Source organism: Actinoallomurus sp. NPDC052308 (assembly GCF_040679195.1).
GTDB classification, from domain to species: Bacteria; Actinomycetota; Actinomycetes; order Streptosporangiales; family Streptosporangiaceae; genus Actinoallomurus; species Actinoallomurus liliacearum.
This window is the reverse complement of sequence record NZ_JBFAUM010000007.1, coordinates 190024-214835: the sequence shown is the minus strand read 5'-3', so window position 1 is coordinate 214835 and position 24812 is coordinate 190024. Positions and strand designations below refer to the sequence as shown.

19 protein-coding genes are annotated in these 24812 nt (G+C 71.8%); 8 read left to right on the top strand and 11 right to left on the bottom strand.

From position 1 onward, the window contains the following. Window positions 1–4 precede the first annotated feature (4 nt). Window positions 5–1327: an ATP-binding protein gene (locus AB0L00_RS21165; protein ID WP_364436739.1), complete on the bottom strand. Its 1323-nt coding sequence runs from the start codon at window positions 1325–1327 to the stop codon at window positions 5–7. Window positions 1328–1421: 94 nt separating this feature from the next. Here AB0L00_RS21165 and AB0L00_RS21160 point away from each other — a divergent pair, with 94 nt between their 5' ends. Continuing rightward, window positions 1422–1871 carry a hypothetical protein gene (locus tag AB0L00_RS21160; RefSeq protein WP_364436620.1) on the top strand — a complete coding sequence of 150 codons (450 nt, stop codon included), beginning with the start codon at window positions 1422–1424 and terminating at the stop codon, window positions 1869–1871. Between the two features lie 9 nt (window positions 1872–1880). Further along, window positions 1881–2555, top strand: coding sequence for a response regulator transcription factor (locus AB0L00_RS21155; RefSeq protein WP_364436618.1), 675 nt, complete (start codon window positions 1881–1883; stop codon window positions 2553–2555). Window positions 2556–2606: 51 nt separating this feature from the next. Here AB0L00_RS21155 and AB0L00_RS21150 read toward each other — a convergent pair whose 3' ends face one another. The 6 genes from AB0L00_RS21150 to AB0L00_RS21125 form a co-directional block, all read right to left on the bottom strand. Then, a complete protein-coding gene (locus tag AB0L00_RS21150; protein WP_364436615.1) occupies window positions 2607–6602 on the bottom strand; it encodes a glycosyl hydrolase in 3996 nt (1331 codons plus the stop codon). Continuing rightward, the gene (locus tag AB0L00_RS21145) at window positions 6599–7429 is read right to left on the bottom strand and encodes a carbohydrate ABC transporter permease (protein ID WP_345365370.1); all 831 of its coding nucleotides are present in this window, start codon (window positions 7427–7429) and stop codon (window positions 6599–6601) included. The genes AB0L00_RS21150 and AB0L00_RS21145 overlap by 4 nt, the downstream gene beginning before the upstream one ends. Then, window positions 7426–8364, bottom strand: a complete 939-nt coding sequence (locus AB0L00_RS21140) for a sugar ABC transporter permease (RefSeq protein ID WP_364436612.1) — start codon at window positions 8362–8364, stop codon at window positions 7426–7428. The genes AB0L00_RS21145 and AB0L00_RS21140 overlap by 4 nt, the downstream gene beginning before the upstream one ends. Beyond that, window positions 8361–9644: an extracellular solute-binding protein gene (locus AB0L00_RS21135; RefSeq protein ID WP_364436610.1), complete on the bottom strand. Its 1284-nt coding sequence runs from the start codon at window positions 9642–9644 to the stop codon at window positions 8361–8363. The genes AB0L00_RS21140 and AB0L00_RS21135 overlap by 4 nt, the downstream gene beginning before the upstream one ends. Before the next feature lie 93 nt (window positions 9645–9737). Beyond that, on the bottom strand, window positions 9738–10529 hold the full coding sequence (locus AB0L00_RS21130) for a DeoR/GlpR family DNA-binding transcription regulator (RefSeq protein ID WP_364436607.1): 792 nt from the start codon (window positions 10527–10529) through the stop codon (window positions 9738–9740). Between the two features lie 234 nt (window positions 10530–10763). Beyond that, window positions 10764–11684: a helix-turn-helix transcriptional regulator gene (locus tag AB0L00_RS21125; protein ID WP_364436604.1), complete on the bottom strand. Its 921-nt coding sequence runs from the start codon at window positions 11682–11684 to the stop codon at window positions 10764–10766. 267 nt (window positions 11685–11951) lie between these two features. Here AB0L00_RS21125 and AB0L00_RS21120 point away from each other — a divergent pair, with 267 nt between their 5' ends. Both AB0L00_RS21120 and AB0L00_RS21115 read left to right on the top strand, forming a co-directional pair. After that, window positions 11952–14507, top strand: a complete 2556-nt coding sequence (locus AB0L00_RS21120) for a family 78 glycoside hydrolase catalytic domain (protein WP_364436601.1) — start codon at window positions 11952–11954, stop codon at window positions 14505–14507. Window positions 14508–14643: 136 nt separating this feature from the next. Further along, window positions 14644–14955 carry a hypothetical protein gene (locus AB0L00_RS21115; protein ID WP_364436598.1) on the top strand — a complete coding sequence of 104 codons (312 nt, stop codon included), beginning with the start codon at window positions 14644–14646 and terminating at the stop codon, window positions 14953–14955. A gap of 124 nt (window positions 14956–15079) precedes the next feature. On the opposite strand, the gene AB0L00_RS21110 is transcribed toward AB0L00_RS21115, so the two are convergent. Continuing rightward, window positions 15080–15964 carry a helix-turn-helix transcriptional regulator gene (locus AB0L00_RS21110; RefSeq protein ID WP_364436595.1) on the bottom strand — a complete coding sequence of 295 codons (885 nt, stop codon included), beginning with the start codon at window positions 15962–15964 and terminating at the stop codon, window positions 15080–15082. Window positions 15965–16297: 333 nt separating this feature from the next. Between AB0L00_RS21110 and AB0L00_RS21105 the strand changes: the two genes are divergently transcribed. Both AB0L00_RS21105 and AB0L00_RS21100 read left to right on the top strand, forming a co-directional pair. Continuing rightward, window positions 16298–17314: a zinc-dependent alcohol dehydrogenase family protein gene (locus AB0L00_RS21105; protein WP_364436593.1), complete on the top strand. Its 1017-nt coding sequence runs from the start codon at window positions 16298–16300 to the stop codon at window positions 17312–17314. A 409-nt stretch (window positions 17315–17723) separates the two neighbouring features. Next, entirely contained in the window at window positions 17724–19373 is a 1650-nt protein-coding gene (locus AB0L00_RS21100; RefSeq protein WP_364436590.1) for an ABC transporter ATP-binding protein, read from the top strand. On the opposite strand, the gene AB0L00_RS21095 is transcribed toward AB0L00_RS21100, so the two are convergent. Further along, a complete protein-coding gene (locus AB0L00_RS21095) occupies window positions 19343–19993 on the bottom strand; it encodes a DUF6461 domain-containing protein (protein ID WP_364436587.1) in 651 nt (216 codons plus the stop codon). The two genes, AB0L00_RS21100 and AB0L00_RS21095, sit on opposite strands and share 31 nt — an antisense overlap. 136 nt (window positions 19994–20129) lie before the next feature. After that, entirely contained in the window at window positions 20130–20270 is a 141-nt protein-coding gene (locus AB0L00_RS21090; RefSeq protein ID WP_364436584.1) for a hypothetical protein, read from the bottom strand. A 432-nt stretch (window positions 20271–20702) separates the two neighbouring features. Here AB0L00_RS21090 and AB0L00_RS21085 point away from each other — a divergent pair, with 432 nt between their 5' ends. Further along, window positions 20703–22079: a tryptophanase gene (locus tag AB0L00_RS21085; protein WP_364436581.1), complete on the top strand. Its 1377-nt coding sequence runs from the start codon at window positions 20703–20705 to the stop codon at window positions 22077–22079. Between the two features lie 127 nt (window positions 22080–22206). After that, window positions 22207–23694 carry an MFS transporter gene (locus AB0L00_RS21080; protein ID WP_364436578.1) on the top strand — a complete coding sequence of 496 codons (1488 nt, stop codon included), beginning with the start codon at window positions 22207–22209 and terminating at the stop codon, window positions 23692–23694. Between the two features lie 153 nt (window positions 23695–23847). Here AB0L00_RS21080 and AB0L00_RS21075 read toward each other — a convergent pair whose 3' ends face one another. Then, window positions 23848–24768 carry a pyridoxamine 5'-phosphate oxidase family protein gene (locus tag AB0L00_RS21075; RefSeq protein ID WP_364436576.1) on the bottom strand — a complete coding sequence of 307 codons (921 nt, stop codon included), beginning with the start codon at window positions 24766–24768 and terminating at the stop codon, window positions 23848–23850. Window positions 24769–24812 lie beyond the last annotated feature (44 nt).

Sequence of the window (24812 nt, the reverse complement as noted above, 5' to 3'; positions counted from 1 at the left end):
TCCCTCAGACGGGCAGGTGAACGGCGATCACCGCGCCGCCGAGGGGCGGCCCGTTTCTCGCGTCCACGCTGCCGCCGTGGGCGGCGGCGATGCTGCGAACGATCGACAGCCCCAGACCGGCACCCGCCGAGCCTCGCGTACGGGCCGTGTCCGCCCGGGTGAAGCGTTCGAAGGCCGAGTCGACGAAGTCCGGCGGGAATCCAGGGCCATCGTCGGCGACCTCGATCGTCACCTGGTGCGGGTGACGACGAATCGTCAGCAGCACCGCTCGTGCCCCCGCGGCGGCGCTGTTGCCGGCGAGGTTCGCGATCAACCGGCGCAGCCGGTCCGCATCGGCGTCGACCACCGCCGGGTCTCCGGTGACGCCGATCCGCACGCCCAGGACCGGTTCCAGGCGGCGTGCCTCGGCGACCGCCAGATCGAGCAGGTCGAGGGGCTCCCGGCGCAGGAGCAGCGTTCCGGCGCGTTCCCGGGCCAGCAGCAGGAGATCATCGGTAAGCCGGGTCAGCCGGTCGGTCTCGATCAAAGCCGCCCCCAGCAGCCTATCGACCTGGCGATGCTCGCCGACGGTGGCACGGGCGAGTTCGAGCTGTCCCCGCAGGACGGCGATCGGGCCGCGAAGCTCATGACTGGCGTCGTCGACGAACGCGCGCTCTCGCTCGAACGCGACGCGCAACCGGGCCAGCAGCGCCTCCAGGGTACGAGCCAGCTCCGCGATCTCGTCGTGGCCCGGCACGGTCGGCAACCGCCATCCGGTATCCAGCGAGGAGATCGCAGCCGCCTCCCGCGTCAGCCGGCGGACCGGCCCCAGCGCGGCGCGGATCACTCCCCAGGCGGCCAGCGCCAGCACGCCCACCAGCGTGGGAGCGGCCAGGAACAGGACCCACCCGAGACGGCTCCGGGCGACATTGATCGGCCGGGTCGGTACCGCCACGGCGAGCACACGTCCTTCGCGGATCCGGCGCGTCAGCATCCGCACCGGTGTGCCCCGCGGCGGCAGCGACCGGTGGACCACCCGCCGGCCGGTCAAACCACGCACCTCCGAGACGCTCAGCAGCCGGACGCGAGCAAGCGCGGGCGAACCGATGATCAGCGTGCCGTCATCGGCGTACAGCTGCGCCAGCGGGTCACGACCGGCCGCGCCGATGTCCCCCCGCGTGGCCGCGGTCGCCACATCGTGACTCCGCTCGGCCAGGTCCTCGTCCAGGGCGGCGTTCAACTGCTCGACGAGCAGGACGTACAGCAGAATGAGGCAAAGGATCAGCGCCACCGACGTGCCCAGCGTGAAGGCCAGGAGCAGCCGGCCGCGCAGCGAGCCCGGCGCCATTCGCACGGCGGCTCACCTCCCCGATCTCATGGTCCTCTCATCCGGGCCGGCCCACTGTGGACCCATGAAAGCGACCACACCTTCCATCCACTCGATGGGACCCGAGGTCACTCACCACTGCTGCCACGGGCGCGACCGGACCCGGCGCGCTCGCCGGCTCGCCGGCGACCTGCTGGGGTCCTGGTCCTTCCTGGCCGGCGTCCTGGTCGTCATGGCGGTCGCTTTGGCGCTCATCGGCTCGTACGGCCGTGGCCTGAGCTCCGCCGCAGCCCTCGACGTCATCATGCCCGGTATCGCCCTGGTCTCCTTCTCCCTGGTCTTGATGGCGATTCACCGTGCCGACCGCACCACCGATCTGTTGGCCATGCGTCACCTCGCTGCGGCCAGGCGGATCGAGGCGGCCGGTAAGGAGATCTTCAGCGAGCTCAACCAGATCAACTCCGGGCTCGCCCGGCTGACCGCCCGGGTCGAGACGATCAGGTTCCAGTGCCGGGTCACGGCCGAGGCGGAGCAGGGCGAAGCCGAGCGAAGCAGCAGGTCATAGGCTGTGTGCATGCGGTTGCTCCTCGTCGAGGACGACCCCGCGATGGCCGCTATGCTCCAGCGTGCCCTGCGAGGAGAGGGATACGCCGTCGATGCCGTCGCCGGTGGCACGGACGCGTTGTGGAGCGTGTCGGAGATCGACTACGACGTGGTGGTCCTCGACGTCATGATCCCGGCCCCGGACGGGTTCGAGGTCTGCCGCCGCATGCGCGAGCAGGGCCGGTGGACGCCGGTGCTGATGCTCACCGCCCGCGACGCGGTTCCCGACCGAGTCCGCGGCCTGGACGCGGGCGCGGACGACTACCTGACCAAACCGTTCGCGCTCGAGGAACTGTCCGCGCGGCTGCGCGCGCTGATCCGCCGCGACCCGGCCGATCGCCCGGCCGTCCTCCGGGTGGCCGACCTCACCCTGGATCCGAGCACCCGCTCCGTACGGCGTGGCGACGTCGACATCCGGCTCTCGCCGAAGGAGTTCGAGCTGCTGCACGAGCTCATGCGCCGACCCGACCAGATCCTCAGCCGCACCCACCTGATCGACCACGTGTGGGACTTCGCCTACGAGGGCGGCTCCAACGTCGTCGACGTCTATATCCGGTACCTGCGCGACAAGGTCGACCGTCCCTTCGCACGCGACACCATCAAGACCAGCCGAGGCGTCGGCTACCGCATCGACTCCGACGCCTGATCATCGGCACGAACCGACGGAGGCGCTCAAGACTCCCGGCGACCCGCCGGCTCAGTGCCGGAGACGGACCGGGCCGATGAGACCGGAGACGCACTGGCCCGGGAAGACGAAGTGGGTGGGGCTCACCGCGTCGAGATAGGGCGCGAGCGTGCCGAACACCACGATCTCCAGCTCGTTCGGGCCGGGCCGGACCAGCTCCGTCAGATCGAAGCGGTACGGCGAGCACACCCTGACGCCCGCCGACCGGCCGTTCACGATCACCTCGGCGGTGCCGCGGACGCGTCCCAGGTCGAGCGTCGTGTTCGTCCCGTGGTCCAGCTCGATCCGGCGGCGGTACCGGACGCCTCCGCTGTGCTCCGCGAGTCCCACGGTCGCCCAGTCGCCGAGTTCGATCCGGCCGGGGCCGACCTCGAAACGGACGGGTTCGGCGAAAGCGGCACCTTCCTCGTACCCCGGCAGCGTCCGCACCCGCACGGCGGCGCACCGTGCGCCCGGCCCGCCGTCGAGGTCGACGCCGCGGACCGGCGGTTCGGCGGCCCCTTCCGGATCCGCCGTGGTCACGGGGTGCTCGGTGCCGTCGACGAAGACCCGCACGTCGCCGTGCGGCCGCAGCTCCATCCGGGTGGCGCCGGGCGGGACGGCGAAGCGGAACCACTCCACCCGCTCCGGCCCGGTACGCGGCACGGCGAACACCACCGGCAGCACACAGGTGTCGTCGCCCGCCTCGGGCGCCTCCAGCCAGGCGGTCCCGGGCAGCGGATGGGGCCGCCGCCACAGGTGCAGCGCGGCCGGATCGCCGTACTGCCGGCGGCGCGCGGCGACCTCGACCGCCACGCCGTCCCGCACCGCCCGCCAGGTCCCGTCCGGCGTGCCGCCGAAGTCCCGGTCGACGAGGATCGCGACGGGAACGTCCCGCTCGGTCAGTTCCACGGTCAGCTCGTTGGCCCCGGCGCGCAGCGCGCCCGCCACCTCGTAGCGTCGCACCCGCGGGGCGTCGTGCTCGGCGTAGGGGTCGAAGCCGCCCTGGCGACCGGCCTCGGTGCCGTTGACGAGCACCCGGCACGGCTCGGCCGCCGCGATCTGCAGCACGGCGCGGTCCGGCACGGCGTCCAGATGGATGCTCGTGCCGAGCGCGACGCGGGCGCCGGGCCGTGGGGGTCCCGCCGGCCCGATCCACTCCGGTCTCCGGTACCGACGCGGGTCCCGGACCAGCGCGATGTGCGCCCGCAGCCGTACGTCCTCCTCGGGGACGAGTCGCAGGTCGAGCACGTGTCTTCCCGCGCCGAGCCGCACCGGGGCGGTGGCGAGGTAACCGCCGTCGTCCATGGGCGGTTCCACGCCGTCCAGCCAGATGGTCTTGGCGGCCGGCGCGCCGACCGCGAGCGTCGCCTCGACGGCCTCCGGGACGATCAGCACGGTGCGCAGCCGCACCGTCTGCCCCGCGGCCACGTCGCCCAGGTCGAGGAACTCCTCCGGCACGTGCCCCTTGGGGCCCAGGGTCTCGCGGTGGATCGGGTCCTTGTGGATCCCGCGCGAGGTGGAGTAGCCGAGCGGCCGCCACCCCGCGCCCTCCTCGGGCCACGGTCCGGGCAGGTCGCCGGGGCGGGCGGGTCCGACGGCGAGCGCGTGCGGGCCGAACGTCGCGTGCGCGAGCGTCCAGGCCGCGTCGTCGCACCCGGCCTCCGCCCAGCCGTCCCGCAGGCCGTCGTCGCCCGCCGTCTCGACCCGATGCCGGAACGTCCACCGCGCCGGTCCGGGCGGTTCGCCGACCGGCCGGGCGAAGTCCCCCCAGGTGTTGTCCAGCGTGCCGATGAGCTCCATGTCCCAGGTGGCGCCCAGGTCGCGCCACCCGGCGGCCTCCTCGGACACGGCATCGTCCTCGCCCGGGAGGTCGCGCCGCCCTGCGACTCCCCCGGACGCGATATCGGCTCCGCCGGATGCGCGGCCGTCGCCGGAACCGGCGGTCTCCGGCGCGCCGTCGCGAGAGCCCGCTTCGGCCGTGGCCGTCGGGGCCACACCCGACGCTCCGAGCGCCGGACCGCTCGGAGCGCCGGGTGGTCCGGCCGTGGCCGGGTCCGGGAAGATGATGAGGGCGGCGGGACCGTCGTCGAACGGCACCACGACCTCGGTGACGTCGCCGTTCCGCTCGTACGCGAGCGGGCGTACCGTCCCGCCGAACGGGCGGGCGAGCAGCGGCTCGCCGCGTACGCCGCGCACCCGCACGCGTGTCTCGGTCGCGTACCGGCCGGGGTCGAAGTCGTACGTCGCGTCCAGCCAGCCGAGGTCGATCCCCCGCTCGTCGGGACGGCCGACCGACACGTCACTGGCGTGCGGGACGGCGGCGGTCACGAAGACCAGGGTCGCGCCGTCGACCGCGCGGACGAGGACGGGCACCGGAGCCTCGACCCGCGGCGGTCCGGGCACGGTCAGCTCGCCGGCGGAGCCGACGAAGGTCGCGCCGGGCACCGACGGGTCGGCGAAGCGTTCGCGCAGCCGCGTCAGGACGTCGCCGGTCCCCGGCTGCGATGTTGTGCCGACGGTGCGTTCGGGCAGCGCGCCGACGGCGATCACGTTGCCGCCCGCGGCGGCGAACTCGTCCAGGCGGCGGGCCGTCTCGGCGTCCAGCACGGTGCAGCCCGGCAGGATGATCGTCGCGTACGCCTCTCCGGCGACCCGGAGCCGCCCGTCCGACACGGTGGCCCGGTGCACGGAGTCGTCGTCGATCACGTCGGCGTCCAGCCGCAACCGGTCGAGGGTGCCGGGGACCGTGTGGAACCACGCCATGTCGCCGACGAGTTCGCGGTAGATGCTCTGGGCCCGCACGGCGTCGTCGTCGACCCCGTCGAGCCGGGCGCCGGCCTGCGCGGTCGTGGTCGGCAGCAGCACCGCCACGTCGCACACGTGGTCGCCGAGGGACAGCGCGGCGCACAGCCGGGTGACCGCGTCGGCGAAGACCTTGTGGTGCGCCCAGTACGGCTGACGCCAGTCGGTGGACGGCGGCGCCCACTCCCACCAGCCGCCCTTCGTCGTGTAGTAGACGGCGTGCGGGTTGTAGAGGTTCGCGCCGGTCCGCAGCCAGGGCAGCAGCCAGTCGAAGGTCTCCTCCAGCGTGCCGCCCCAGCCACTGGAGTGGAACGCCTCGATCCAGGTGCGCGGCCGCCCGTACAGGTGGGCCAGCGACGAGTGGATCCGCGCGTCGCCGTGGTGGTCCGAGCCGGGCGCGCCGAACCACCGGTGGGTGCGCGCGTAGTCGGCGTACAGCCGGACGCCGTCCACCGGGTCCCCGGCGCGGGCGGGGTCCTGCTGGTCGCATCCGTGTAGGAGGCCGTGCCGGTCGTGCCACTCGGCGAGCGGGCGGAAGAACGCCTCCTCGGCCAGCTCGGAGCGGGTGCGGTGGTAGTCGTGCCGGACGTCCGCGCCGCCCGGATCGCCGGTCCACAGGGCCGGCAGGTACGGGGTGAGGTCGTAGCCGCGCCGCCGCTCGAACTCCTCGGCGAAGTGCGGCGACCACGTCGGCAGGGCCGGCAGCTCGTCCTGGAACGACCCGACGATGACCGAGCCCAGCCGGTGCGGCAGGCGCCGTTCGAACTCCCCGTGCACGCGGTCGAGGAGGGTGGCGCAGGCGTCCGCCGAGAGGTAGTCGAAGCCGCGGCGGACCACGCCGGTGCGGTGCAGCCAGCGGCCGGCGTACTCCGGCGCCTCCTGGACCAGCCGGGCCTGCAGGTCGGCACCGGAGAACCCGAGCTGGTCGTAGAACCACAGGGAGGCGCCGAGTTCCGCGGCGTCGGCGCAGACACCGTCGAGCAGTTCCCACCACGGCTCGGTGAAGAACGCCGGGTCGTCGGCGTCGGAGCCGAACATCGGCCCCGACGGCGCGAGGTTGAGCACGACCAGGTTGTGCACGCCGCCCGCGACGAACCGCTCGAGCTGCCATCGCAGGCGGGTGCGGTCCAGGCGTTCCCCGCTCCACCACCAGATCGCGGCCGGGGAGAACTCCGGCGGCGGATCGCGCAGCACCGCCGCCAGCCGCGAGGGCAGGCCGGTCATCCCTTCAGCCCCCCGGCGAAGCCACGGATGACGTAGCGCTGCAGCACCAGGAAGACCACGATGATCGGTAGCGCCGCCAGCACGAGACCGGCGAAGACGAGACCGTAGTCGGAGACGTACTGCCCGACGAACGAGAACACCCGCACCGGAACCGTCTCCTTGGCGGAGCCGCCGAGGTAGAGCAGCGGCGTGAAGAAGTCGTTCCAGATGAACACGGCGTTGAGGATCAGCACCGTGCCGGTGATCGGCCGCAGCAGCGGGAACACCACGCGGGTGAACGCCTGCAGGTGCGACGCGCCGTCGATCAGCGCCGCGTTGGCGTAGTCGCGGGGCAGCGCCCGGATGAACCCGGTGTAGAGGAAGATCGTGAACGGCAGCTGGATGCCGGTGTAGAACACGATCATTCCTTGGTACGTGCCGAGCAGGCCGAGCTGGTCGACCAGCTTGAACAGCGGGATCATCCCGAGCTGGAACGGCAGCACGATGCCGAGCAGGAAGAGGACGTACAGCGCGTAGCCGAGCCGGGAGGCGCAGCGGGCCAGGAAGTACGCGGCGAAGGAGCCGAGCGCGATCAGGCAGACCAGGCTGGCCACGGTGATCATGGTGCTGTTGAGCAGCGCCGAGCCCAGCGACGCCTTCGACCACGCGTGGGAGTAGTTGGCCAGCGTCGGCGCGGTCGGCGGGGACAACGGCGTGCTCGCGATCTGCTTGGGATCCTTCAGCGAGAGCACGATCAGCGCGTACACCGGGAACAGGAACGCCAGCCCCACCGCGATCATGACGAGTTCGAGGGCGAACGTCCGCAGGCCGTACCGCAGGTGCGTCATGCCGTGACCTCCCTTCTCCGTAGGTAGGCGATCTGCACGAGCGACACCGCCGCGACGAACAGGGCGAGCACGAGCGCGATCGCGGTGCTGTACCCGTACTTGCCGTACACGAAGGCCTGCTTGTACAGCACCGTCGACAGGGTCTCGCTGGCGTAGCCGGGGCCGCCGCCGGTCGCGGCGTACACCTGGTCGAACAGCTTCAGCCCGCCGATGGTGGACAGCATCACGTTGATCGTGAGGGACGGCGCGAGCAGCGGCCAGGTGACGTAGCGGAACCGCTGCCAGCGGCCGGCGCCGTCGATCATCGCGGCCTCGTGCAGCTCCGGCGGTACCCCTTCCAGCCCGGCGAGGAAGATGACCATCGAGTAGCCGGCGTACTGCCACACGACCATCCCGGCCACCGACCACACCGTGAGCGAGGGGTCGCCGAGCCAGTCCTGCCGCAGCCCGCCCAGGCCGATCATGCCGAGGATGCCGTTCAGTCCGGCGTGCGGGTCGGGGTTGTAGACGTACTTCCACAGGAAGGCGATCATCACCGGGCTGACCACCGCGGGCGCGAAGAAGATCACCCGCAGTGCGGTCCGCGACTTGATCCGCGCGTGCACGCCGAGCGCGAGCAGCAGCCCGACGCCGTTCTGCACGATGACGATCGCGACGGTCAGCAACAGCGTGTTGCGCAGGGCGCCGACGGCCCGCTCATCGCCGAACAGCGTCCGGAAGTTCGCCAGGCCGTTGAACGACTTGTCGCCGATCCCGCTCCAGTCGGTGAAGGCGTACACGACGCCCGAGACGCTCGGGTAGAGGACGACGAGCGCGTACACCAGCAGCGCGGGAGCGACGAACCACCACGGCGGGATCAGCGCGCCCGTCCGGCGACCGCGCGCCGCCGGGCGCGTGGTCGCCGAGCGGGTGGCACGACGGGTGACGAGCGTCATGACTTCTTCCGGTAGATCTCGTCCATCTTCGCCAGCCCCTTGTCCACGGTGGTCTTGCCGGCCAGCAGGTCCTGGACGACGGCGAAGTGGGTCGGCTGGACCTCGGCGTTCGGCCACGCCTGGTCCATGAAGGGCACGGCCTTGTTGCCCTCGATGAACGGCAGGAACGGCTCCAGCACCGGGTCGATCTTGGAGTTCGCGTCCCGCTTGAGCGGGATGCAGGCGACCGCCTGCGCCCAGCGGTTCATGTTCTCCGGCTTGCCGAGGAACTCGATGAACGCCTTGGCCGCGTCGGCGTTCCGGCTGCGGGCGCTCACGCCCAGGCCGACGACGACGCCCGCGGGGATCCACACGCCCGCCTCGGTGTCCGCGCCAGGGAACGGGAACATCCCCAGGTCATCGGCGTTGGTGGCGGCCTTGCGGAAGTCGGGCAGCACCGCCGACACCTGGACGGCCATGGCGGCCTTGCCGGTGGCCACCATGGACGTCTGCTGCTCGTACGTCGTGCCGTTGGGGTTCGCGTTGAAGAATCCGCGTTTCTGCAGCTCCAGGTACATGTTCATCGCGTCCCGCCAGCCCGACTGCGCGAAGCTCGCCGAGCCCGCCTTCATCTGGGCGTCGAACTGCGGGTTCTTGGCGTACACGGTCGACGGCACGAGCGCGTACGTGATCAGCTGGGTGACCCAGGCCGTCTGCGCGCCGAGCGCGATCGGGATCTTGCCCGCCTTCTTGAGCTTGTCGCACACGTCGAGGAGCTCGGTCCAGGTCTTCGGCGGTTCGACCTTCGCCTGCTCGAAGACCTTCTTGTTGTAGATCGCGCCGATCACGCTGGACCCCGCGGAGTACATGAAGGTCTTGCCCTCGAGCTGGAACGCGGGCTTGAGGCCGGCCGGGATCGCCTGGGTCCACTGCTGCTTGCTGAGGTCGGCGAGCAGTCCGGCCTGCGCGATCTCCACCATCGACATCGCGCTGCCGCTGCCCGGGTAGACGACGTGCACGTCGGGCGCGTTGCCCGCGCCGAGCTGGGTGCGCAGCGAGGTCTGCACCTGGTCGGTCGGCGCGTACGACGTCGCGAACTTCGCCTGTGTGTACAGCTTGGTCAGCTCGTCGAGCGCCTTCTGCTGGTCGGCCACGCCGACGAGGCGCAGCGTCTTCCCGCCGCCGCCCGAGCTCGATGATCCGCCGCACGCGGTCAGCGCCGCCGGCATCGCCGCCACGGCGGCGAATCCTCCCGCCGCCCGCAGGAACTGCCTGCGGTTCGGCTCGAATCGCGATGTCATCGGGTCCTCCTTGTGGTTCGGTGAATCCCCCGAGACGTGATGTGTTCCTTCAGCGCCACGCACGGTGATCTCGCACCGGGGCCGTGCCCGCGGTCATACGGCGACCTCGTACGCGATCTTGTGCTCGTCGAATTCGCGGAGCGCCTCCGCGGACGCCCCGGCGTCGACGATCACTCGGTGGAACGCGCTCAGCGGGGCGACCCGGTGCAGCGCGGTCCGGCTCAGTTTGGTGTGGTCGAGCAGCAGCACGTTGCGCGCGGCGCGGGCGAGCATCGCGCGCTTGACCGAGACGATGTGCTGCTCCTGGTGGTACGCGAAGCCGCCGGAGACCGCCGAGGTGGACACGAAGCACAGGTCCACCTGGAGAGAGTCGATGGCCTCGATGCAGGACACGCCCAGGAAGGAGTTGTGCAGCGGGTCGTAGTCGCCGCCGAGGGCCATCAGCCGTACGTCGCGCACCTGGGACAGCAGGTTGAGCGACTCCATGAAGTTCGTGACGACGGTGAGCGGGGTGATGCCCGAAAGCCGCCGGGCGAGCGCCAGCGTGGTCGTTGAGTCGTCGAGCATCACGGCCATGCCCGGCTCGATCATCTCGGCGGCCTTCGCCGCGATCGCGTCCTTCTCGAACTGCATGGCCTTCATGCGGAAGGCGACGTTGCTCTCGAACACGCCGGAGGGTTGCGCGGTCACCCCGCCGTGGTACTTGCGGACGATGCCCTGGTGCTCCAGCTCGTCCAGATCCCGGTGGATCGTCATGAGGCTGACCTGGAACCGCTCGGCCAGCTCCGCGGCGGTGGCCGAGCCGTGCGTCAGCACGTGCTCGGCGATCTCCTCTTGCCGTCCGGCGGGTCCGCGCCTGCCGGCACGCGTTCCGGTACCGTCCATCCGCTCCTCCGTCAGATCAGCGACATAACACTCAATGCCGTGATCTTCACATCCACGTCGGGTGGTTTCCGGATCTTGTAGCACGCATGTAACCGACGTCAAGCCCCCGTTATCGATCGGACATAATCCCAGCCGAGAGCCGCCGTAACCCGGGCGGCGCGTACGCCGCGCCCGCCCGGCCCGGCTGGAGTTCACGTGTTGACGTGTGGTTTTAAAGCCGAGATAACGTGCGGATCAGGCGTCCGGGAGAACCGGCTCGCGCGGCACGAGCGGGAGCGGGGCCTGCTCGGCGAACCGCTGCCGGTAGGCGGTCGCGGTGAGGCCGAAGTGCGCCTTGAACCGGCGGGCGAAGTAGTTCTGGTCCGGCCAGCCCACCGACCGGCTGATCTGCGTGATCGGCTGCGCCGTGCGCAGCAGGAGCGAGGCCGCGATCTCGGCCCGCAGCCGGGACAGGTAGGCCATCGGCGGCAGGCCGGTGGCGGTCTTGAACACCCGTACGAGGTGGCTCGGTGTGATGTGCAGTTCGCCGGCGAGCTCGGCGAGCGTCCAGGCGTGCGCGGGACGCGACTCCAGCAGTCGCATCGCCCGCACGGCGGCCGGGTGGGTCGGGGGCCGCCCGGCGGGCACCCCCTCGGCGGCCGCGACGGCGCGGGCCAGCCGGGTCGTGAACAGCAGCAGCCGCCCGATCACGGCGCCGCGGTCCGGCGCGGGCCCGAGCCGGCTCAACTCGCGGAGCTGCGCCGTGCACTCCTTCAGCGCGGCCGGGTCGAGCGTCGTGCTCAGCGTGCCGCGCCGCTGCGCCGACATCGGCCCGGTCCACAGCAGATGCCCCAGGAGCGGGTCCTCGCGGGTCCAGGACAGCTCGTGCTGGAGCAGCCCGGTGCTGACGCAGCAGTTGTAGAGGGCGAGGTCGCGGCACCGTTCGTAGCCGTGCCACACGCCTGGGCGCAGCACCATGACGTCGCCGGACCGCAGGTCACGGCGGCCCGCCGGGGAGTGGTGCACGCCGACGCCGCCGACCACCACCGCGATCTCCAGGAAGCTGTGCGTGTGCACGACGTGGGACCGCGCGTGCACGTAACGGCCCGCGTACGCGGGCGCGCCGCCGGTGAGATACGTCAGGCCGGCCCGCGACAGCTCCACCGGCTCGGTCATGGGGCGAGATTAGCGCGATATCAATTTCGTGCTACTCGAAGCTCATCGCGGGCTATTCGGCCGGGTCGGCCACGCCGCATGATCCCAAATACCGACGACGCGAAGAGTCCGAGGCCGGAGCGGTGCCCTCGGCCCGACGGCGGACTCGAAACGGCACCGGGACCCGCCCGGCGCCGCAGCGGACGGATCAGAACGTCCAGCGAAGGATCCCCCCATGGCCGACGACCGACCGAACTTCCGCCACACGATGACCCGGTGGAGTGCCGCGTGAAGGTGACGGACGTCCGTTTCGAACACCACCGCGAGGCTCTCGGCATCGGCGTACACCGGCCGCGGGTGTCGTGGACGACGGTCACCGACGCGACGGGCTGGCGGCAGACCGTCCGGCAGATCCAGGTGCTCGACGAGGCCGGCACGGTGGTCTGGGACACCGGCCGGGAGAAGACCGGCGAGTCCGTGCTGGTGCCCTGGCCCGCGCCCCCGCTCGGCTCCCGGGACCGGCGCCGGGTACGCGTGCGGGTCTGGGGACCCGACGACGCCGGCCCGTCGCCGTGGAGCGAGGCGGTCCCGGTCGAGGCGGGCCTCCTGAGACCGGGCGACTGGACCGCCGCGTTCGTCACCGGCGGCGCGGACCGATTGCTGCGCCACGGCTTCGACCTGCGGGACGGATTCGTCTCCGCCCGGTTGTACGCCACCGCGCTCGGCGTCTACGAGATCGAGCTGAACGGCGCGCGGGTCGGCGACCACGTGCTGGCGCCCGGCTGGACCAGCTACCGGAACCGCCTGCGGTACCAGACGTACGACATCACGGACCTGCTGCGTCCCGGACCGAACGCGCTCGGCGCCCTCCTCGGCGACGGCTGGTACCACGGGCGGCTCGGCTGGGCCGACGGCTCGGCGTACTACGGCGACGAGGTCGCGCTGCTCGCCCAGCTGGAGGTCCGGTACGCCGACGGCACGATCGACCGCGTCGGCACCGGACCCGGCTGGACCTGCGCGCCCGGCCCGATCGTGACGTCCGACCTGTACGACGGCGAACGCCACGACGCCCGGGCCGAACCGCCCGGCTGGTCGATGCCCGGCTTCGACGACGAGGCGTGGCGGGCGGTGCGCGTCGTGGCCGCCGACCCGGCCCGGCTGGTCGGCCCCGACGGGCCGCCGGTGCGCCGCACCGAGGCCCTCGAACCCGTGGCGGTCACCGAGTCACCGGACGGCCACCCCATCCTCGACTTCGGGCAGAACATCGCCGGGCGGCTGCGCATCCGGGTCAGCGGCCCGGCCGGGCGCGTGGTGACCCTGCGCCACGCCGAGGTGCTCGACGAACGCGGCGGCCTGTGCGTCCGGCCACTGCGCACGGCCCGCGCCACCGACGAGTACGTGCTGCGCGGCACCGGGATCGAGGAATGGGAGCCGCGTTTCACCTACCACGGGTTCCGCTACGCCGAGGTGCGCGGCTGGCCGGGGACGCTCGACCCGGCCGACGTGCGCGCCGTCGTCTGCCACACCGACATGACCCGCACCGGCCGGTTCACCTGCTCCGACCCGATGCTGAACCGCCTGCACGAGAACGCGGTGTGGAGCATGCGCGGCAACTTCGTCGACCTGCCCACCGACTGCCCGCAACGCGACGAGCGGTTCGGCTGGACGGGCGACGCGCAGGTGTTCGCGCCGGCCGCGGCGTTCCTGTACGCGTGCGGCGGCCTGTTCGCCTCCTGGCTGACCGACCTGGCCGCCGAGCAGCACGACGACGGCCTCGTCCCGCCGTACGTTCCGTACGTGAAGGTCGAGGGCGACGGCGCGCAGCCGGCCGCCGCATGGGGCGACGCGGCGGTGATCGTGCCCTGGACGATGTACCGGCGGTTCGGCGACCGGGACGTGCTGCGCCGCCAGTACCCGTCGATGCGCGCGTGGGTGGACGGCATCGCCGCGCTGGCCGGTGACCGGTACGTGTGGGACACCGGCTTCCAGTTCGGCGACTGGCTCGACCCGGCCGCGCCGCCCGACCGGCCCGACGCGACCCGTACTCCGCACGGCCTGGTCGCCACGGCCTACCTCGCGTACTCCGCCGGCCTGGTCGCCCGTACGGCGGAGGTGCTCGGCGAGACCGCGGACCGGGAGCGGTACGACGACCTGGCCGGACGGGTCCGCGCGGCGTTCCGCGCCAAGTACCAGGGCCCGGACGGGCGGCTGACGGGCGACTCGCAGACCGGGTACGCGCTGGCGCTCGGCTTCGGGCTGCTGGAGGACGCGGCGAGCCGCCGGGCCGCGGGCCGGCGCCTCGCCGAGGTGGTCCGCCGCGATGGGCACCGCATCGGTACCGGGTTCGTCGGCACGCCGCTGGTCTGCGACGCGCTGTGCGACGCCGGCGAGCACGAGACCGCGTACCGCCTGGTGCTGCAACGCGCGTGCCCGTCGTGGCTGTACCAGGTGACGATGGGCGCCACGACGATCTGGGAGCGCTGGGACAGCCTGCTGCCCGACGGCACGGTCAACCCGGGCACGATGACGTCGTTCAACCACTACGCCTACGGCGCGGTGGCCGACTGGCTGCACCGCGTCGTCGCCGGTCTCGCCCCCGACGAGCCCGGCTACCGGCGCCTGCTCGTCCACCCCCGCCCGGGCGGCGGCCTGACCCACGCCTCCGCCACCCTCGACACCCCGTACGGCCGGGCCGAGGCCGGCTGGCGGCTGCTGCCGGCCACGCGGGAACTCCAGGTCGAGGTGCTGGTCCCGCCGAACGCGACCGCGCGGGTGATCCTGCCGGCCGGCGAGACGACGGACGTCACCGCCGGCCGCCACACCTTCCGCGCGCCGTTCGGCTGACCAGTGCCCCGTCGGGCTCGTCGACCAGACGTTTTGCCCGGCCATGGCGAGGGCGGGTGTGTCACCGGGGTGGGCGTGGTGGGCCTGCGGGAAGGCCGCTCGTGACGCGGCCGCATACCCCACCGAAAGGGAAACCATGACACTGCAGATGATCAACACCCTCATCGAGCCCGCCGCCAAGCATGGCGTCACGGCGATGTCCGGTGGCTGGGGCTACTTCACCGCGAACGGAGACGTGATCCTCGACGTCGGAGCGCCCTGGATCACGCCGACCACTCTGGTGTTCGCCTCGATCGTGGAGGTGGACGAGAACAACATGCCGATCATGGGAGACGCGCGCATGACCGTCCGCAACATCGAGCCCTACCAGGGAGGCATCCGGACCTGGGCCACCATCGATTGGGGCAGCCCCCTGCGAGTACGGGTCAGCTATTCCTGGTCGGAATGACCTGTCACCGCGCCGACGGGGAGACGCCCGCGGTTCGGTGACGAGTCCCACGCGCGGCCCCGCGGGACTGCGGGGCCGCCTCGCCTGGTCCCCGGCACCATGACGGACTGCGGGGCCGTCGCGATCAGTGATGGTGGTCGTCGTGGAGCGCGGGGTCGGGCTGGTCCTGGGTGGCGGCCCAGGTGGCGAGGAGCCGGAGGTTGTCGGCGCTGGGGGTGTCGGGGGTCGCGGTGTAGATGATCAGGGTGAGGCCCGGTTCGGAGGTCAGGGTCATGGCCTCGAAGTGGAGTTCGAGGTCGCCGACGGCCGGGTGGTGGATCCTCTTGACGCCGGTGCGGTGGTACCGGACGTTGTGGTCGGCCCAGCGTCGCCGGAAGACCTCGCTTCGGGTGGACAGTTCCCCGATGAGATCGGTGAGGGCCTTGTCGTAGGGGTTACGTCCGGCGTCGGCGCGGAGGATGGCCGCGATGTCGTCGGCGGCCTTGTCCCAGTCGGTGAAGAACTCGCGGGCGGCGGGGTCGAGGTAGATGAAGCGGGCGGTGTTGGCGGGGCGGCGGGGATCGGCCAGGATCGGCGCGTACAGGGCACGGGCCAGGCGGTTGGTGGCCAGCACGTCGTGGCGGTCGTTGCGGATCCAGGCGGGGGCGTCGCCGATGGCGTCCAGCATGTGCTGGAGCGCGGGCCGTAGCCGCCGGGCGGGGGCCTTGCGGCGGGTCGCGGCGGACGCGGGAGCGCGCCGAGCGAGATCGAAGAGGTGCTCGCGTTCGGCGTCGTCGAGTTGCAGGGCGCGGGCGACGCCGTCCAGGACGCCGTCGGAGGCGCCGGACAGGTTGCCGCGCTCGAGCCGCACGTAGTAGTCGACCGAGACGCCGGCCAGCATCGCGACCTCCTCCCGGCGCAGCCCCTTCACCCGGCGGTTGCCGCCGTAGGCGGGCAGGCCCGCCTGCTCGGGGGTGACACGGGCCCGGCGGGAGGCGAGGAACTCCTTGATCTCGGCGCGATCGTCCATGCCTCCACGGTATGCGCACGGCCGCTCGGCGAAGCAGGTACTGGCATTACCTGGAACGACAGACACTGCCGCCACCTGGCAAAAGGCCGTTTCCTGGAGATGGGCCGCGTCGGCGGCCCGGGCCGTCCCGACCGCCCTTGCGGCGGACGGGCGGCGCACGACGGCAGCGAGCAGACCGAGGAAGAGAACCATGAAGCACGTCACGCTGGACGACCTGACACCCGCCGCGGGCGACCACCACAACGAGGCCCAGATGCGCATGATCGACGGCTGACCCCGACCATCCGGCCTCGTACGATCTGTTCCCCCCGATTAGCCAGACAGGAGCTGCCCATGCTCGGCACGATCATTCACGGCCCCGGCGACGTCCGTTTCGAGGAGCGCCCCGACCCGACGATCATCGAGCCCACCGACGCGATCGTCCGCACGGTCGCGACCTGTGTGTGCGGCTCGGACCTGTGGCGGTACCGCGGCATCAACGAGGTGCCGCAGCCCACGCCCATCGGCCACGAGTACGTCGGCGTCGTCGAGGAGGTCGGCTCCGCGGTGACGTCGGTCCGGCCCGGCCAGTTCGTCGTCGGCGGCTTTCTCACCAGCGACAACACCTGCCCGCTCTGCCAGGCCGGCGCGCACGCCAACTGCCAGAACCGCACCGGTTACGACGGCTGCCAGGCCGAGCTCATCCGCGTCCAGAACGCCGACGGCACCCTGCTCGCCACCCCGGAGCCGCCGGCCGACGACCTGGTGCCCGGCATCCTGGCCCTCTCCGACGTGATGTGCACCGGCTGGCACGCCGCGGTCTGCGCGGACGTGCGGCCCGGCGGCACCGTCGTCGTGGTCGGCGACGGCGCGGTCGGCCTCTGCGGTGTGCTCGCGGCACGTGAGCTCGGCGCGGAACGGATCATCGCGATGAGCCGCCACGCGGACCGCCAGGCGGTCGCCCGCCGGTTCGGCGCCACGGACGTCGTCGCCGAGCGCGGTGACGCCGGTGTCGAGGCGGTCAAGGAGCTCACCGGCGGCATCGGCGCCGACTCCGTCCTCGAATGCGTCGGCACCGACGAGTCCGTGGCGCAGGCGCTCCGCTCCGCCCGCCCCGGCGGCATGGTCGGCTGGGTCGGCGTCCCCCACATCACCGACATCCCGCAAGAGCACATGTTCTGGAAGAACGTCGGCCTGCGCGGCGGCCCGGCCCCGGCGCGGGCCTACCTGCCCGACCTCCTCGAGCGGGTCTGGGAGCGCCGCATCGAGCCGGGCGAGGTCTTCGACCTGACCCTGCCGCTGGAGAAGGTGGCCGAGGCGTACGCCGCGATGGACGAGCGCCGAGCCATCAAGGCCCTGCTGCGGCCCTGAACCGGCGCCTTAAGCGATCTCAGAGAGATCTCAATCGCCTTTCACGTTCGTCTTGGCGGGCTTTCAGCCGGGCCTTCTAACGTCTTTCCTGTCAGCGCCGAACGGCGAGGATGACGAAGGAAGGATACGGCAATGAGCTTCCGTAAGATCGCCCCGATTCCCCCGAAGAAGAAGCCCGCTCCGAAGCCGCCGCGCAAGCACCACGGCAAGACCACCAAGCCGCTGCCCAAGCCGGCCGGCCAGCGCTGACCAGCCGAAGAGGGGAGCCGACGGGCCCATGCGGCCCGTCGGCTCCCCTCTTCATCGGCCCGAGGAATTGGTGGTCATGAATCGCTCGCCCGCTGAAGAGGGGCCTTCCGGCATTTCGCCGCGGGAGGCGTTTCGCCGTTTCTGGCCGTACACCCGCGGAATGCGCCGATGGCTCGTGGCCGGCGCGCTCCTGCTCATCCTCTCCGCAGCCTGTGAGGTCGTCGCGATCCGGCTGTTCGGTGACATCACCGACCGGGTCCTGGCCGCCAAGAACCTGCACGCCTTCTGGACGCCGGCCTTGATGTGGCTGGGGGTCACGGTCCTGTCGGGCGTCGCGACCTTCGGCGGGAGCTATCTCACCACCCTGGTCGGAGAGCGGTTCCTGCTCCGGCTGCGCGACGCGGTGTTCGCCCACGTCCAGCGACTGTCCCCCGACTTCCTCGACAACCGCGACCTCGGTGATCTCATGATCCGGCTCACCGGGGACATCGAGGCGATCGAGCAGTTCGCCGCCTCAGGCGTGATCGGTGCGGTCACGGCGGCGGTCAGTGCGGTCTTCTTCGCGGGCGCGGCGCTGTACGTGAGGTGGGACCTGGCGCTCGTCTCGTTCGCCGTCGCCCCGCTGTTCTGGCTCGCGATGCGGAACTTCACCGCGCGGTTCCGGGACGCCGCCGTCCAAGAGCGGGCGAGCGACGGCGCGCTGACGAGCGTGGTCGAGGAGAGCCTGTCGAATCAGGCCCTCGTCCAGGCGTACAACCGGCAGCGGGCCGAGCAGCGGCGGCTGCACCGGGAGGGCCTGTCGTGGCTGGAGGCCAGGATGGCCGAGACGCGCCTGGCCGCGCTGTACGAACCGCTCGTCCAGGTCATCGAGACGGTGTGCGTCCTCGTCGTGCTCGGCTTCGGCGCCTGGGAGCTCACGAACGACCGCGTCACCCTGGGCGGCCTGCTGTCCTTCGCCGCCTACCTCGGCTACCTGTACCCCCCGATCCAGAGCCTGGGGCAGGTCGGCCTGACGGCCTCGGAGGCGACGGCGAGCGCCGAGCGGATCGTCGAACTCATGGAGACCCCGCCCGCGGTGGCCAACCGTCCGGCGGCCCGTACGCGGACCGCGCGACGGGGCCGGGTGGCGTTCGACAACGTCACGTTCTCCTACCCGGGCAAGGACCGACCCGCGATCGAGAACCTGTCGTTCCGCGCCGGGCCCGAGGAGCTCGTGCTGTTGACGGGGCCGAGCGGTTCGGGCAAGTCGACCATCACCAAGCTGCTGCTGCGGTTCTACGACCCGCGGTTCGGGCGGATCCGCCTCGACGGCGTCGACATCCGCGAACTGTCGCTGGCGACCCTGCGGGACACGGTGACGCTGATGCAGCAGGAGACCATGCTGTTCCCCGGCACCGTACGCGACAACATCGCGTACGGCAGGCCGGACGCCACCGACGAGCAGATCGCCGCCGCGGCGCGGTCCGCCGAGGCGCACGACTTCATCGCGGCGCTGCCCCAGGGGTACGACACGCCCGTCGGGCAGCGGGGCCGTCTGCTGTCCGGCGGCCAGCGGCAGCGGATCGCCATCGCGCGGGCGATGCTCCGCGACAGTCCGGTGCTGATCCTCGACGAGCCGACCACCGGCCTGGACGCGCCGACGGCCCGCCGGGTGCTGGAGCCGCTACGGCGGCTGATGGCCGGCCGTACGACCATCCTCATCACCCACGACCTGTACCTGGCGCCGGAGGCCGACAAGGTCATCGTCATCGGCGGGACGCCCGAGAACACGGGAGGCCTTCAGCGAACGGCGGCCGTGCCGCACAGGTAGACCGCGTCGTCGAGCAGGGCCTCGGTCACGCGGACTCCGGTGAGCCGCTCGGCCAGCGCGAAGGCGGCCGTCGTGGTCGGGCCGATCTCCTCACGATCCTCCTCCAGGTCGAAACCGATCTGCCTCATGTCCTCGAGGAGGGCGTCCGGGGTGCCGCCCGCCCGGTTGCGGGCGAACAGCGGCTCGAACTCCAGCCGGACGTCGCCGTCCTCGATCCAGCAGAAGTCGCCGACGCCGTTGCCGCCGTTGTAGCGGTGCGAGACGAGCCGGGTCCCCGCCGAGACCGGGCCCATGGTCGAGGGGGTCACGCCCAGATGGCCGTTCACCTCCAGCGCCAGGGTCCAGTCGCCGCCGTCCCCGGCCACCGTCGTGGCGCCGATGAACTGAACGTCGCCGTAGTGCGGCTCGTCCCAGTACTGGAACGAGAGGTCGATGAACTCATCGGCGAGTTCCAGAGCCTCGAACATGATCCGCGCACCGAGCCGGTCCATGAACTCCTGTGGCGTGATGCCGCGTACGAGGGTCAGGCAGTACGCCGAGAACAGGCCGCCGTCCTCATCGGTTCCGATCCACGCGTAGTCGGCTGCGACGGCCTTCGGCCGCCCGAAGTTCGTTGCCATGAGATCCAGATCATAAGTGTGCGGCGGGGACCGGTCTCGCCTCCCACCTGCTCGGAGGCGAGACCGGCTACTCATCTGCGCCGAGGGCGCGGATCCGTCGACCTGGCCGACGTCGCGTTGAGGAGATCTCGCCGTACTACGTCGCGGACTTCTCCTTGTCGTGCGTCCGGTCGACCTCCCGCGCGGCCGCCTGCACGTCGGCCTTGGTGGCGGTACCGCGCTGGTGGTCATCGATCGTCCGGTCCAGCCGCTCCTGCGCCTTGTCCGCTGTGCTCATCTGTCTGCTCCCTGTCTGCGAGTGGCGCACGGCGTTCGCCGTGCTCTCTCAGGTCGTGGCTTCTCCACGGACCCGAGGAGAACCGTCCGTCCGACCGGCCGCGTGGCAACAGTCCCCACGGCCGACGGAACGACCACTACGCCTCAACTCCGGCCCTCGGCGAAGGACGGCCCTGCCCGGCCGCGGGACCGATGGCGCGGAGGAACGGCGGAACCGCCAGGAGGAATCGTACGGTTCACCGTTAATTCCGATTCCGGTTCGCCCAAACGGCATGAAACGGGCTCAAAAAGCGCCATAATCCGGTTGTCGGCCAGTCGACAATCCCGGTTTCGGACCTGCCGATCCCACCTCGGCACCGACCGCGATCGGGCGTTCCGCCGACCGCGCCCGCCACCCGCCGGCGCGCCGCATGACGCAAGGAGTCCCCCGCCAATGCCGCTCATGGAGCCCTACCGGATCAAGGTCGTCGAACCGATCCCGGTGACCACCCCCGCCCAACGCGCGCAGGCCCTGGCGCGCGCCGGGTACAACCTTTTCGGGCTGCGCGCCGACGAGGTCACCATCGACCTGCTGACCGATTCGGGCACCGGAGCGCTCTCCGCCGCCCAGCAGGCGGCCGCCGCGACCGGGGACGAGTCGTACGCCGGAGCGCGATCCTTCCATCGCTTTCGCGAGGTGGTCGAGGATCTGACCTCCTATGAGCACATCTACCCGGTGCATCAAGGACGCGCCGCCGAACGGATCCTGTTCGCCACGCTGCTCGAACCAGGCCAGATAACGCTTAGTAACATGCATTTTGACACGACGAGGGCGAACTCCGAACTCATCGGGTGCGAAGCCCGGGACCTGCCCTGCCCGGAGGCGGCGGATCTCGACAGCCACGAGCCGTTCAAGGGGAACATCGATCTGACGGCCCTGGAGGCCGCGCTGACCGGCCCGGACGCCGGCCGGGTCGGCCTGGTGATCATGACGATCACGAACAACGGAGGCGGCGGCCAGCCGGTCTCGATGGCCAACCTTGAAGCGGCGTCCGAGCTGTGCCGGCGGCACGGCGTACCGTTCTTCCTCGATGCCGCGCGCTTCGCCGAGAACGCCTGGCTCGTCACACAGCGTGAACCCGGGTACGAGAACACCGACCCCCGCGACGTGGCCAAGGCCGCGTTCCGCCTCGCCGACGGATGCCTGGCGAGCCTCAAGAAGGACGGGATCGCCCACATCGGCGGCCTGCTCGCGATGCGCGACGGCGACCTGGCACGGCGGTGCGAGGTGATGCTGACCGCGACCGAGGGCTTCCGCACGTACGGCGGCCTGGCGGGCCGGGACCTGGCGATGCTGGCCCAGGGGCTCGAGGAGGTGACGGACCCGCACTATCTCCGGTCGCGCGAGGCTGCGGCGGCCCACCTGGCCGAGCTCGTGAACGCGGCCGGCGTCGACACCGTGCAGCCGCCCGGCCTGCACGCCGTCTACCTCAACGCGGGACGCCTGCTGCCGCACGTCCCGCCGGAGCGCTTCCCCGGTCACGCGCTGGCCTGCGCGCTGTACCTGGAGGGCGGCATCCGGACCGTCGAGCTCGGCACGCTGATGCTCGGCAAGGAGGGCGCCGAGGGCGAGCCGGCGACCCTCGCCCCGTTCGAGCTGGTCCGGCTGGCGCTCCCCCGCCGGACGTACACCCAGAGTCACCTGGAGTACGTCGCGGAGGTCGTCGGCATGGTGGCCAAGCAGGCCCCGCTCGTACCGGGCTACCGCGTCGTCGAGTCGCCGCCCATCCTGCGGCACTTCAACGCGCGGCTGGAGCCGGTCGCCGAGTAGCGCGGAGTGGCCGCGACGCCGGCCCGGACCGGCGTCGCGGCCACTCGTCGAGGAACCGCGCGTCCACCTCCTGCGCGCGCGGACGGCCCGGTTCGGCGAAGGACGATTCGAGAGGTGCGGCCGTTTCATGACCTCTCACGTAATCGCCACGGTGCGGGCCCAGGCGGCAATCTCGATCTCGCAGCCGCCGATCAGAGCAGGAGACGACGACATGACCGCCATCAAGGCGCCCGCAGCGGCCCCCGTACGGGTGACGGCCGCCCCCGGCCGGGGGACCCTGCTGGTCCTCCTCACCGGGGTCTTCATCACCACTCTCGACTTCTTCATCGTCAACGTGGCGATCCCCGCCACCCAGCGGGACCTGAACGCGACCCCGTCGCAGGTCCAGTTCCTCGTCGCGGGCTTCGGGGTGGCGCTGGCGGCCGGGCTGATCACCGCCGGGCGGCTCGGCGACCTGTACGGACGGCGGCGGATGTTCGCGATCGGGCTCGCCGTGTTCACGCTGGCCTCGGCGGCCTGCGGGGAGGCCCCGACCGCCGGGTTCCTCATCGGCGCGCGAGTCGCGCAGGGGCTGGGCGCGGCACTGCTGATGCCCCAGGTCCTGGCGATCATCAACACCGTCTACACCGGCGAGCACCGGGCCAAGGCGTTCAACGCCTACGGCGTCGCGATGGGCTTCGGCGGCGTGTTCGGGCAGCTCATCGGCGGCATCCTGATCAAGACGGACATCGCCGGTCTCGGCTGGCGCACCATCTTCCTGATCAACGTGCCGGTGGGCATTGCCACGCTCGCGCTGGTCCCGCGCCTGGTGCCCGAGTCCCGCTCCGCCGCCGGCGCCCGGCTGGACCTGGCCGGCACCGTGCTCGTCTCGCTCGGCCTGGTCGCGATCGTCTTCCCCCTGGTGCAGGGCCGCGAGCAGGGCTGGCCGATGTGGACGTGGGAGTGCCTGGGAGCGGCGGCCGTCCTGCTGACGGCGTTCGCCCTGTACCAGCGGCGGGCCGCCGCGCCCCTGGTGGCCCCGGCGCTGTTCCGGAACCGCTCGTTCACCGTCGGCGCGACCGTCAGCCTGCTGCACGCGATGACGATGGGCTCGTTCTTCCTGGTCCTGGCCCTCTACCTGCAGCAGGGACGCGGACTGTCCGCCCTGGAGTCCGGGCTGATCTTCCTCCCGCTGGGCCTCGGCTACTTCCTGTCCTCCACGCGCGCCGCCGCGGTCGCCGCGAGGCTTGGACGTCAGGTCATCGCCGTCGGCGCGCTGGGCATGGCGCTCGGGTACGTGGTGCTCGCGCTGACCGCCTCGGAACTCGGCGAGCACGGCGCCGTCGGCTGGGTCATCCCCGGCCTGGTGATCGCGGGCGCCGGGATGGGCCTGGTCATGGCGCCGCTGCCCGCGCTGGTGCTGGGCGGGGTCGAGCCCGCGCACGCCGCCGCCGCGTCCGGCGTGCTGAGCACCGCCCAGCAGGCCGGCGGCGCGATCGGGGTGGCCCTGATCGGCGTGGTCTTCTACGGCGCGCTCGGCACCTTCCCGCACGCCTTCGCCGCCGGCCTGATCCTGCTGATCGTCCTGGACGCGCTGGTCGCCGCCCTGGTCCAGGCCCTCCCCCGCGCACGGTAAGAGCCGCGTCTCCCCTGCCGCGGCCCGGCCTCCGGAGGTTCCGCCGTCCGCCCCGCCTCGACGCGCCGCGTCGAGGCGGGGCGGGGCGGACATCTGCGCGACGCGATGCCCATCCTACTTTCGGTGACGCTTCGGTTACTGCTGCGACTACCGCTAGCGGGCCAGGGCGCGGAACCGGTCCCACTCCACCCGGGGCCGGGACAGTGAGCGCCGCTCCAGGTACCTCCGGGTCGCCCGGCGGACGTTGCGCAGGGTACGGACCGCCTCGCGCGGCTTCTCCACATTGCCGGGCTCGATGACCCGGTCCGGGACCAGCAGCCAGTCGTCGCCGTCCGCGCGCAGCTCGCCGCGTACGAGGACGTTCCGCACGCCGTTCAGATGGTCGTCGTGCCGGTGCACCAGCAGGCTCGCGGGGCCCGGCACGACCGCGCACTCCGGCGGCGGCTCGACCGCGAAGCCACCGGCCGTCGCCGTCACCCGGGTACGCGCGAGCCGCGGCGCCCCGGAAGCATCACAGGCACCTAGGACGGCGCTCGGGAAGCTCGCGAGCAGGTCGGCGCCGGGCAGCGCGACCGGCTCCGCCGGCCCCGCCGGCCCCGCCGGCGCCGGCGGCGCGAGTTCGGCCAGCGGCGGCCGGACGCTCACCTGGGTCGGCGTGACGGTGATGAGCAGCCGCAGGTAGTACCAGTCCATGAGCCAGCGGGCCGGTGGCCTGAGGTACCCGCGGCTGTGCGGCTGCCGTTCGAACAGCATCCGCCAGTAGTCCTCCGCGCCCTCCGGGCCGGTTCTGATGTCCTCCGGGCAGACGGCCGTGCCGGCGACGAAGATCTGCGGCGCGTCGGGACGCCCGCTGCCCGTCGGGTCGGAGAACAGCAGGGCCACGCGCCCGTCGCGGCGTACGTTGAGCGCCTTCTGCGCGAACGCCAGCGAGGTCGTGACCAAGAAGGTCCCGTCGTCAAAGAGCCAGGCGGCGGTCGGCCAGGTCAGCGGGGTGCCGTCCCGGCCCAGGGTGGTGAACTCGCAGGTCCGGTACGCGGCGATGGTCGCGGCGAGCTCCGCGTCGATGGTCGTCATCGCGATCAGTCTCGCGGAATCGCATCGGGTCACACGGCGAAACG